This is a genomic window from Vibrio sp. VB16 (assembly GCF_015594925.2).
Taxonomy (GTDB): Bacteria; Pseudomonadota; Gammaproteobacteria; order Enterobacterales; family Vibrionaceae; genus Vibrio.
Map to the genome: position 1 here is coordinate 3,010,073 of NZ_CP087590.1, position 11,578 is coordinate 3,021,650.

Sequence of the window (11,578 nt, forward strand, 5' to 3'; positions counted from 1 at the left end):
ATTGCTTAATTTGACTATGAATGCCAACTGGCAAACAATGAAATATATAACTATTGGCAGACAAAACCATCCAACTAACAATTAATATATTGGAGAAATCAAGCTGAACATTATCAATCGAAATGAGCACGGAGTTTCCCGTAAAGACATTAGTGACAGTGCATTAAAGGTGCTCTATCGCCTTAACAATGCCGGATTTGATGCATTCTTAGTTGGTGGTGGTGTAAGAGATTTACTTTTAGGTCATAAACCAAAAGACTTTGACATTGCCACAAATGCCACTCCAGAAGAGATTCGCGCATTATTTAAAAACTGCCGCCTGATTGGTCGAAGATTTCGCCTAGCTCATATTATGTTTGGCCGCGAGATTATCGAAGTCGCAACATTTCGTGGGCATCATCAAGAGCCAGCTAAAAATGTATCGGCGCAATCTGACGAGGGCATGTTACTCCGAGATAATGTATACGGGACCATTGAAGAAGATGCTGAGCGTCGAGATTTTACAGTCAATGCCATGTATTACAGTATTGCCGACTTCAGTATTCAAGATTTCGCCGGCGGTAAAGAAGATCTCGATGATGGATTGATCCGTCTTATCGGAGATCCTGAAACACGATACCGTGAAGATCCCGTTCGAATGCTGAGAGCAGTACGTTTCGCTGCCAAGTTAGATATGGATATTTGCGAGACTACCGCAGATCCTATCCTCGATCTAGCCTATTTGCTCGAAGACATTCCATCTGCTCGTCTTTTTGAAGAATCACTCAAGCTCCTTCAATCTGGGCAAGGTTTCGAAACCTATTTATTAATGAGAGATTACGATCTCTTTAAAGCGCTCTTTCCACTTGTTGCAGAAGAATTTACTGACGAAGGTGACTCTGAAACTGAGCACATGATTGAACTTGTTCTAGACTCGACAGACAAGCGAATCAATGAAGGTAAACGAATTAATCCTGCCTTTATGTTTGCAGCCCTACTTTGGTATCCACTTAACCGAGTCGCACGCCAGATGATGGCAGAAAAAGGCCTCGCGTATTACGATGCCATCATGGAAGCAAGCAATGTTGTATTGGATCAACAAGTAAAAAGTATTGCGATACCAAGAAGGCATACCGCAACGATCAGAGAAATTTGGCAGCTTCAGCTAAGACTACCAAGAAGAAGCGGCAAGAGAGCAACACGCCTTATGGAACTTAACAAGTTCCGTGCAGGATTTGACTTTTTAGAGATGCGTGGTGAAGTCGAGCAGGGTGAGGCAAAAGAACTCGCTAAATGGTGGCAGACCTACCAAAACTCAGGACGGAATACACGCCAGACAATGAGTAACGAATTAGGAGACGACAAACCAAGCTTTCGTCGCCGTAAGAACTATCGCAACAAGAAAAGTAAACCAGAGTAATGATAACGGTCTACATTGCGATTGGCAGCAATCTAAATGATCCTGTCAATCAAACAAAAAATGCAATAGAAGCATTGAAAAATTTGCCAAAGACCCAATTTATACTGGCATCATCATTGTATAATAGTGCTCCTATGGGACCACAAAATCAGCCTGACTATATTAATGCTGTTGCGGCGATAACAACAGAGTTGACGCCCATAGAGCTACTCAACGCAACACAAGCGATTGAGCTAGAGCATGGTCGCGTACGTAAAGATGAACGCTGGGGGTCTCGTACCTTAGATTTAGACATTCTACTTTATGGCAACTCAACGATAAATTCCGAGCGCCTTACTGTTCCTCATTATGGAATGAAAGAGAGAGAATTTGTTCTCTATCCGCTCGCAGAAATCGCACCAAATTTGAAGCTTCCAGATGGAACCGAGCTATCAAATCTACTACTTCAAGTAGATAAAAATGGCCTAAATGTTTGGCAATAATAGTCCATTCCATCTGAAAAGGATTACACATGAAAAAAATCACTATTAACGATCTCATCACTTGGAAAAGAGAGGGTCGTAAATTTGCTTCATCAACTGCATATGATGCAAGCTTTTCTCAACTTTTTGAACAACAAGAAATGCCAGTACTGCTTGTTGGTGACTCTTTGGGGATGGTACTCCAAGGGCAAGATAGTACCTTACCTGTCACCATCGATGATATGGCTTACCATACCCGTAGTGTGCGTGCGGGAAGCCCAAACAGCCTACTGATGACCGACATGCCATTTATGAGTTATGCAACGCCTGAACAAGCGGGCCAAAATGCTGCAAAACTAATGCAAGCGGGTGCTAACATGGTTAAGTTAGAGGGTGGCGACTGGTTAGTTGACACGGTTAAGTATTTAACCGACCGTGCCGTTCCTGTATGCGCTCATTTGGGGCTAACACCTCAATCTGTCAATGTTTTTGGTGGCTATAAAGTTCAAGGTAGAGATCAAAAAAAGGCGGATCAAATGGTTCGTGATGCTATTTCAATGCAAGAAGCAGGCGCTCAAATTGTTCTTTTAGAATGTGTACCTGCTGAATTAGCAAAAAGAATCACCCAAGCCGTTGACGTGCCTGTTATCGGCATTGGCGCGGGAAGCGATACCGATGGTCAAATTTTGGTAATGCACGATATGTTCGGCATCTCCGCTAATTATATGCCTAAGTTCTCTAAAAACTTCTTAGCTAAAACAGGAGACATTCGTAAGGCGGTGTCTCTCTATATCTCAGAAGTACAAGATGGTACTTTCCCTGGTTCTGACCACACCATCGCTTGAGGAACAATATAATGCAAACTATCTCAGATATTTCCTCTCTTCGAGAGCAAATTACTCTTCTGAAACGTGACGGTAGAACCATTGCCTTTGTCCCTACAATGGGCAACCTTCATGAAGGGCACTTAACTCTAGTACGTAAAGCAAAGGAATATGCTGATGTTGTTGTGGTGAGCATTTTTGTTAACCCAATGCAGTTTGAACGAGCAGATGATCTAAATAATTATCCTCGCACCTTGGACAAGGACTTAAGTAAACTGAATGGCGAGGGTGTCGAACTCGTGTTTACCCCCCCCCCTGAAGTGATGTATCCAGAGGGTTTAGATAAACAAACCTTCGTCGAAGTACCTAAGTTATCACATATGCTTGAAGGTATTTCTCGTCCCGGTCACTTCCGCGGTGTGGCGACGATAGTCACCAAGTTATTTAATATCGTTAGACCCGATTTTGCCTGTTTTGGTGAAAAAGATTTCCAACAGCTTGCTGTTATTAAACAAATGACCGAAGACCTTTGCTTGGGCACCGAGATTATCGGTGTGCAAACCGTTAGAGAATTAGATGGATTAGCGATGAGTTCTCGCAACGCACTTCTCACTATGGATGAACGTCAGCGTGCTCCCGTATTAGCAAGAACAATGCGTTGGATAAGCAGCCAAATTCGAGGAGGCAGAAACGATTACGACTCAGTCATTGAAGATGCAGAAGACCAACTAAGAGCCGCTGGTCTACGCCCAGATGAAATATTCATTCGTGATGCGAAATCGCTTTTGATTATTGGTGAAGAGACATCTCAAGCCGTTATATTGATATCTGCTTTCTTAGGTAAAGCAAGATTAATTGATAACCAGGTACTTGAGTTAGTTGCGGAAGAAAAAGAGCAAGAGTAATACCAATGATGCGTTAAAATTGTATTTGATTTCGTCGTTTCTATTACCAATATCGATAAATAAAAATAGCTATCAACAGTCACTGATAGCTATTTTTATATCCAATCGTAACCGATACCCTAAGATCTAAGTCCAATACCTTTCGTTACTAAGTAATGTGCTATAGCGTACAACGCGACGACAAAAGCAATAAGTACGGTAAAAGAGGTCACAATCCCTACGTCAGATACACCTAAGAAACCATATCGAAAGGCATTAACCATATATACAATGGGATTAATCTTTGAGACCCCTTGCCAAAATTCTGGTAACAGGTTGATCGAATAAAATACACCACCTAAATAAGTTAGAGGTGTCAGAATAAACGTTGGGATTATCGATATATCGTCAAAGGTTTTGGCAAAGATAGCGTTAATTAAGCCGCCCAAAGAAAAGACAACAGACGTCATAAAGACTGTCGCAATAATGATCCCCCAATGCTCGACCTGCAAGTCGACAAAGAATAAAGAGACAACCGTTACAATCGCGCCTACGGCTAATCCTCTAGTCACCCCGCCCATAACAAAGCCGATAATAATGACGTAATTAGGGACAGGAGCGACCAGTAACTCTTCGATATTCTTTTGGAATTTGGAACTATAAAAAGAAGAGGCAACATTAGAATATGAGTTGGTGATAACCGACATCATGATCAAACCAGGAACGATATATTCCATATAGCTGAAACCATTCATCTCTCCAATTCGAGAACCAATGAGATTGCCAAAAATGATGAAGTAGAGTGTCATTGTAATCGCAGGCGGTACGAGCGTTTGTACCCAGATACGCATAAAGCGATTGATCTCTTTCGATAATAAGCTCTTAAAAGCTGTCCAGTAAATTTGATACATAATTAATTATTTCCCGCTCTGTTCTCGAACAATACTCACAAATAGCTCTTCTAGCCGGTTCGCTTTGTTTCGCATCGATAAAACATTGATGCCTTGCTCAGTTAATTGACTAAAGACAAAATTCAAACCTTGTGTCTTGTCTATCTCAATTTCTAGAGAGTCATTATGATGAGTCATAGAATTCACACCAGTAAGCTCAGGTTTAGAACTACCTTCATCCAAATCAAGAATAAACGTTTCAACATCCAGCTTGTTGAGTAACTCTTTCATTGTTGTATTTTCGATTAACTCACCGCGATTAATAATGCCGATATTTCGGCACAACATCTCCGCTTCTTCTAAGTAGTGAGTAGTCAGTATAATCGTGATTCCTTCCGCATTTATTTTTTTAAGAAAATGCCACATAGAACGACGTAATTCTATGTCCACACCCGCGGTAGGCTCATCTAAAATAAGCAGTTTGGGTTCATGCATCAGAGCACGGGCGATCATTAAACGTCGTTTCATACCACCAGAAAGGTTACGTGCTCGCTCTGACCGCTTTTCCCAAAGATCAAGTTGGGTAAGGCACTTCTTTGCCCTATCTTTGGCTAATTCTTTTGACACGCCATAGTAACCCGCTTGCTGTATAACTATCTGCTCAACGGTTTCAAACTGATTAAAATTAAATTCTTGCGGTACAAGGCCGAGGTGCTGTTTTGCTTGCTCTAGGTGAGTGTCCATATTGTTGCCAAAAACCTTTACCTCCCCAGATGTTTTGTTTACTAAAGAAGAGATAATACCAATAGTTGTGGACTTACCCGCTCCATTAGGACCTAAGAGCGCGTAAAAATCGCCTTTTTTGACCTGTAAACTGATCCCTTTCAGTGCTTCAAAACCACCTGAATAGGTCTTTCTCAAATCTTTTATTTCTAGTGCGTACATAGTTATGATCTTATTTAGTGGCCTTGCAGCTTCGTATGGAGACGATAAATACAGAGTGACAGTAAAACTAAATGGGGGCTAATCCATATAAAAACAACATTTATTTATTAGAATCATCTAAATAAAAGTGCCTTGTGTGAAATAGCCTATTAAACGCCAACAACTACTCTTACCAGTAATGTAAATGTAAAAAAGCATTAACTATTATGGGAACCAATTCAGTAGCATGTGTATAGTATGTAAAATACAGAGGGAACATAAATGCCACATATAAAAGAACTATTTGAAAAAAATGCTGAATGGTCAAATCGGATGACCTCAGAGAGTCCTGAATATTTCACTAAATTAGTAGAAAGACAAAGTCCAGATTATCTATGGATTGGGTGTTCGGATAGTCGTGTGCCAGCAGAATTACTGACAGGATTAGATTCCGGCGAGCTTTTTGTTCACCGTAATGTTGCAAATCAGGTGATTCATACCGATCTAAACTGCCTTTCAGTCGTTCAGTACGCCGTCGATGTATTAAAAGTAAAACATGTTATCGTTTGTGGTCACTACGGTTGCGGTGGTGTCAACGCATCCATAGACAACACACCATTAGGTCTTATTAACAATTGGATACTACACGTTCGAGATATCTACCTTAAACACCGCAATTGGTTAGGCGAATATCCTCGAGAGCAATGGGGTAACAAGCTTTGTGAGGTCAATGTAGCCGAGCAAGTGTATAACTTGGGTAATTCAACCATATTGCAGAACGCTTGGGAGAGAGGTCAACAGATAGATCTTCACGGTGTCATTTATGGTATCGATGATGGAAAGCTAAAAGATCTAGGTATGCGAAGCCACAGCAGAGAATCTTTAGAAATTGCCTACCAAGGTGCAATATCTAAACTGACTAGTCACGGTGAAATATAGCCAATATTTTCTGGTCTATAACTCAATAAAAAACGCGATAAACTGAAAAATACCCGAATAAAAAGGAGCCCATAAATGCGCTCCTTTTTTGGATTTATTCTTGAGGTACTACTTTACCAATGTAAGGTAAGTGACGATACTTTTGCGCGTAATCGATACCGACACCAACAACAAACTCGTCTGGTATCGCAAACCCTATCCATTTAACCGACACATCTACTTCTCTGCGTGAAGGTTTGTCTAATAGCGTACAAATCTCAATTGAGTTAGGCTCACGTATCGACAATATTTCGCACACTTTGCTCAATGTATTGCCAGTATCGATAATATCTTCAACCAGCAGTACATCCTTACCTTTAATGTCATCATCTAAATCTTTTAAAATACGTACATCACGAGAGCTTTCCATCGTGTTTCCGTAGCTCGAGGCCGTCATAAAATCAACTGAGTGATTGATCTTAATTGCTCGCGCAAGATCGGCCATAAAAACGAAAGAGCCTCTTAAGAGTCCAACCATTACTAAGTTTTCGGAATCGCCATAATGTTCCGTAATCTGCTTACCAAGCTCTTGGACACGCTGTCGAACCTCTTCTTCAGAGATCATCACTTCAACTGTATGTTTCATTCTCTTCTCAATTATCTGGTTAAGCTATAAACGCTAAATATACCACTAAAAATCTTGCCGTATTCTAACATTACTCTAGTGGTGGTTGCTAACTAAGTTCTAGTGATGATCTCCGGCTTAGCTCTATAAGTTCTAACCCGACTATCACTAATAACATTTACATCATTAATGTAAATGAAATATAAGATTTCATTCTGTTTTGTGGGGGAATCTCAAATTAGTGACATAATTGTTAACTGTATAAATTGACCGCATTTATATGCACTTGTACACTCATTAAGCAATATAAACAATCATAATAAGTATAAATTAGATAATCAACGATTTGGCAAGGTAAACCCGTTATGGACATGATAAAGAAACATCCTCGGACTCGTTTGTCCCCGCAAAAACGTAAATTGCAATTAATGGATATTGCATTAGACGTTTTTGCCCGTCGTGGTATAGGCCGTGGTGGCCACGCCGATATAGCTGAAATTGCACAAGTTTCAGTTGCTACGGTTTTCAATTATTTCCCTACAAGAGAAGACCTCGTCGACGAGGTATTACACCATGTTGTTCGTCAGTTTTCTGCTTTTCTCAATGAGAATATAGACACTTCTTTACATGCTAAAGAAAATCTTAAAAACACAGCAGATAATATGTGTGAACTGGTATTACAAAATGAGCACTGGTTAAAAGTGTGGTTTGAGTGGAGTGCATCAGCTCGCGATGAAGTGTGGCCGCTTTATGTTTCTCTCAATAAAAACAGTCGACTATTAGTAGAAAACATGTTTTCCCAGTCTATTGAACGTGGGGAGATATGTGAAAATCAAAAACCTGAAAACCTGGCTAAAATGTTTCATGCCATCTGTTACGCTATCTATTTGGAAGCGAATCGTAACAATGATAAACAACATCTTGACCAGTTCACCGATAGTTTTTTGAATATGCTTTGTATCTATAAAGAAGATTAAAATAATAACGTTAATTGGCAATAAACAAAAAGCGATGGGCGACCATCGCTTTTTTATGGCAATAAAAAACCGCCAATAAAGGCGGTTTTTTCAAGAAAATATAATTACTTCTTCTTCGCTTTTCTGTTTGGAAGATCGGTAATTGTACCTTCAAATACTTCCGCAGCAAGCCCTACAGATTCATGTAAGGTTGGGTGTGCGTGAATGGTTAATGCAATATCTTCAGCATCACAACCCATCTCGATTGCTAGACCTATTTCACCCAATAGCTCGCCACCATTAGTACCAACAATAGCGCCACCAATCACGCGATGAGATACTTTATCAAAAATAAGTTTAGTCATACCATCTGAACAATCAGATGCAATTGCACGACCCGAAGCAGTCCAAGGAAAAGAGGCTACTTCGTAATTTATTCCTTCTTCTTTTGCTTCTTTTTCTGTTTTACCAACCCAAGCAACCTCTGGTTCAGTATAAGCAATAGAAGGAATGACCTTAGGATCAAAGTAATGTTTCTTACCAGAAATAACTTCAGCAGCAACATGCCCTTCATGCACACCTTTGTGAGCAAGCATTGGTTGGCCTACAATATCACCAATAGCATGGATATGAGGTACGTTTGTACGCATCTGCTTATCAACATTAATAAAGCCGCGGTCATCTACTTCTAAACCTGCTTTTTCCGCATCAAGAAGCTTACCATTTGGTACTCGACCAATCGCAACGAGTACTGCATCATAACGCTCTGGTTCCACAGGCGCTTTTTTGCCTTCCATCGTAACGTAGATACCATCTTCTTTCGCTTCAACTGCTGTTACTTTAGTTTCCAGCATCAAATTGAATTTGTTTTTAATTCGTTTGGTGTACACCTTGACGATATCTTTATCCGCCGCAGGAATAAGTTGATCAAACATTTCTACAACGTCGATCTTAGAACCTAAAGAATGATATGCCGTACCCATTTCTAGGCCAATGATACCACCGCCCATAATGAGTAGTTTTCCAGGTACTTCTTTCAGTTCTAGAGCATCCGTAGAATCCCAAATACGTGGATCTTCATGTGGAATAAACGGCAGCTTAATTGGACGAGAGCCAGCGGCAACAATCGCGTTGTCAAAGTTTACCGTTGTTTTACCGTCTTCACCGTCAACCTCAATAGAGTTCGGGCTGGTAAATTTTCCGTAACCATTAACAACAGTAACCTTACGCATTTTAGCCATACCAGCGATACCGTTGGTTAGCTGTCCAACCACTTTGTCTTTCCACAGACGTATTTTATCTATATCAGTTTGTGGCTCACCAAACACGATACCGTGTTCAGCTAGGGCTTTAGCTTCTTCAATTACTTTCGCTACGTGCAGCAATGCTTTTGATGGAATACACCCAACATTCAGACATACACCACCTAGTGTGCTATAGCGCTCGATAAGTACGGTTTCCAAACCTAAGTCTGCACAACGGAATGCAGCGGAGTATCCACCAGGACCGGCACCAAGTACGACGACTTGGGCTTTAATTTCTTTGCTCATTGTGACCTCTTGTAGTCATTATCCCTAACAGGCTAAAGTCGATAATTGTTAACTTCTTTTTCTTTCAGACCCCAACAGTTTACAAACTTGTTAACGAAGTGAAAAGAAATTCCATTTAGCCTGTGAGCTGTACAACAATTCCATTAACAGCAATGCCGTATCAATGAAATTATTGTCGTTAATTTATAAATACCATACTCGAAACTAACCAGAATGATATGAAATTATAAAACAAGAAAGGTGGCTACATCGCCACCTTTCATTTTTACTACAGTACTAATCGACGGATATCCGATAGACAACCATTTAGATAAGTAATGAATCGAGCACCTTCTGCTCCATCAACCACTCGGTGATCGTAGGAGAGCGATAAAGGTAATTGTAAACGCGGCACAAAGTCTTGACCGTTCCAAACAGGCTTCATCTCAGACTTAGATACGCCTAAAATAGCGACTTCAGGCGCATTCACTATTGGAGTGAACGCTGTTCCGCCGATACCACCTAAACTTGAAATGGTGAAACAACCACCTTGCATATCCGCTGCAGTAAGTTTGCCCGTACGCGCCTTCTTCGATACAGCCATTAGCTCGTCAGAAAGCTCATAAATGCCTTTCTTATTCACGTCTTTGAATACCGGAACCACTAAGCCATTTGGAGTATCAACCGCGATACCTACATTAACGTATTTCTTCAGTATTAAGCTTTCACCATCTTCACTCAATGAAGAGTTAAATGTCGGGAATGCTTCAAGCGCCTTCGCAACCGCCTTCATGATAAACACGAGAGGCGTAATCTTAACACCCGAATCTTTCTTCGCTTCTACTGCATTTTGCTCTTTACGGAATTTTTCTAGTTCAGTAATATCAGCATTATCCCACTGTGTAACATGTGGAATCATTACCCAGTTACGGTGGAGATTCGCACCAGAAATCTTCTGAATTCGTGATAGCGGTTTAGTCTCGACATCACCAAACTTACTAAAATCAATCTTCGGCCAAGGAAGTAAGCCAAGTGCACTACCATCGCCTTTACCTGCGGCGGCGGCACCAGATTCAAGACGTTTCAATGCTTCTTTAACGTAGCTTTGAACATCTTCTTTAAGGATACGGCTCTTACGACCCGTTCCCTTAACTTTCGCTAGATTGACACCGAACTCACGTGCGATACGACGAACCACGGGAGACGCATGCGAATAGTCATTATTAACCTCAAACTCACCCGTTGTTGGCGCTTGTGATGCGGCGGCTTTAGGTGCTTCTGGTTTAGTTGCGGGAGCGGCTACTGAAGGTGCGGCTGCAGTTACTGCGGCTACTGGCGTGCCTGCAGACATCGTTTCAAATATCATAATCAAAGAACCAGAAGTAACTTTATCGCCTTCTGTGATCTTGATTTCTTTTAAAACACCAGCAAACGGGGCAGGCACTTCCATTGAGGCTTTGTCGCCCTCAACGGTAATAAGTGATTGCTCTTCTTCAATAGCATCACCCACTGCGACCATGATCTCAGTGACTTCAACCTCATCACCACCAATATCAGGTACCTTGATCTCTTTACGCTCAGCGACAGCTTGCACTGACTCAGTCGGCGTTATTGTGGCAACTGGTGCCGCTCCGCCTTCTGTCACTTCAAAAACCATGATAAGTGAACCCGTGGTAACTTTGTCGCCTTCAGTTATCTTGATGTCTTTCAACGTACCAGAGAATGGAGCTGGTACTTCCATTGAAGCTTTATCGCCTTCAACAGTAATAAGTGATTGCTCTTCATCGATAACATCGCCGACAGCAACCATTATTTCAGTGACTTCAACTTCATCACCACCGATATCCGGTACGGTGATCTCTTTTAGAGAGACGACTGCAGCAACCGTTGAGGCTACTTCAGGTTCTGGAACCGGAGCTGAAACTGTTCCATTATCAGCGGCTTCAAAGATCATTATCAATGCGCCCGTCGTTACCTTGTCGCCTTCAGCAACTTTAATCTCTTTTACAATTCCCGCTTGTGACGCAGGAACTTCCATTGAAGCTTTGTCGCCTTCAACGCTGATAAGAGATTGCTCTTCTTCAACCTTGTCGCCTACGCTGACAAGAATCTCAGTAACTTCAACCTCATCCGCACCTATATCCGGTACATTAATTTCGATTGCCATT

Annotated in this window: 11 protein-coding genes; 6 read left to right on the top strand and 5 right to left on the bottom strand. The window is 41.3% G+C overall.

Going from position 1 to position 11,578, the window contains the following annotated elements; genetic code table 11:
• Positions 1-88 precede the first annotated feature (88 nt).
• The 4 genes from pcnB to panC are packed head-to-tail and all read left to right on the top strand — an operon-like array spanning position 89 to position 3,589.
• Positions 89-1,399 (top strand): polynucleotide adenylyltransferase PcnB, encoded by a 1,311-nt coding sequence (pcnB, locus tag IUZ65_RS13700; protein ID WP_195705123.1) that lies wholly within the window; start codon positions 89-91, stop codon positions 1,397-1,399.
• Positions 1,399-1,881 carry a 2-amino-4-hydroxy-6-hydroxymethyldihydropteridine diphosphokinase gene (folK, locus tag IUZ65_RS13705; RefSeq protein WP_195704249.1) on the top strand — a complete coding sequence of 161 codons (483 nt, stop codon included), beginning with the start codon at positions 1,399-1,401 and terminating at the stop codon, positions 1,879-1,881. Before pcnB ends, folK begins: the two co-directional genes overlap by 1 nt.
• 29 nt (positions 1,882-1,910) lie before the next feature.
• Positions 1,911-2,705 (top strand): 3-methyl-2-oxobutanoate hydroxymethyltransferase, encoded by a 795-nt coding sequence (gene panB / locus IUZ65_RS13710; protein WP_195704250.1) that lies wholly within the window; start codon positions 1,911-1,913, stop codon positions 2,703-2,705.
• Positions 2,706-2,716: 11 nt separating this feature from the next.
• Positions 2,717-3,589: a pantoate--beta-alanine ligase gene (gene panC / locus IUZ65_RS13715; RefSeq protein WP_195704251.1), complete on the top strand. Its 873-nt coding sequence runs from the start codon at positions 2,717-2,719 to the stop codon at positions 3,587-3,589.
• Positions 3,590-3,708: 119 nt separating this feature from the next.
• On the opposite strand, the gene IUZ65_RS13720 is transcribed toward panC, so the two are convergent.
• Complete coding sequence (locus IUZ65_RS13720; protein ID WP_195704252.1) at positions 3,709-4,479, bottom strand: ABC transporter permease; 771 nt, start codon at positions 4,477-4,479, stop codon at positions 3,709-3,711.
• A 6-nt stretch (positions 4,480-4,485) separates the two neighbouring features.
• Complete coding sequence (locus IUZ65_RS13725) at positions 4,486-5,403, bottom strand: ABC transporter ATP-binding protein (protein ID WP_195704253.1); 918 nt, start codon at positions 5,401-5,403, stop codon at positions 4,486-4,488.
• Between the two features lie 261 nt (positions 5,404-5,664).
• Between IUZ65_RS13725 and can the strand changes: the two genes are divergently transcribed.
• The gene (gene can, locus IUZ65_RS13730) at positions 5,665-6,321 is read left to right on the top strand and encodes a carbonate dehydratase (RefSeq protein WP_195704254.1); all 657 of its coding nucleotides are present in this window, start codon (positions 5,665-5,667) and stop codon (positions 6,319-6,321) included.
• A 94-nt stretch (positions 6,322-6,415) separates the two neighbouring features.
• Here the strand turns inward: can and hpt are convergent, their stop codons facing one another.
• The gene (hpt, locus tag IUZ65_RS13735; protein WP_195704255.1) at positions 6,416-6,946 is read right to left on the bottom strand and encodes a hypoxanthine phosphoribosyltransferase; all 531 of its coding nucleotides are present in this window, start codon (positions 6,944-6,946) and stop codon (positions 6,416-6,418) included.
• 344 nt (positions 6,947-7,290) lie between these two features.
• Here hpt and IUZ65_RS13740 point away from each other — a divergent pair, with 344 nt between their 5' ends.
• A complete protein-coding gene (locus tag IUZ65_RS13740) occupies positions 7,291-7,902 on the top strand; it encodes a TetR/AcrR family transcriptional regulator (RefSeq protein WP_195704256.1) in 612 nt (203 codons plus the stop codon).
• Between the two features lie 104 nt (positions 7,903-8,006).
• Here the strand turns inward: IUZ65_RS13740 and lpdA are convergent, their stop codons facing one another.
• Complete coding sequence (lpdA, locus tag IUZ65_RS13745; RefSeq protein ID WP_195704257.1) at positions 8,007-9,431, bottom strand: dihydrolipoyl dehydrogenase; 1,425 nt, start codon at positions 9,429-9,431, stop codon at positions 8,007-8,009.
• 268 nt (positions 9,432-9,699) lie between these two features.
• Positions 9,700-11,577, bottom strand: a complete 1,878-nt coding sequence (aceF, locus tag IUZ65_RS13750; RefSeq protein ID WP_195704258.1) for a pyruvate dehydrogenase complex dihydrolipoyllysine-residue acetyltransferase — start codon at positions 11,575-11,577, stop codon at positions 9,700-9,702.
• Position 11,578 lies beyond the last annotated feature (1 nt).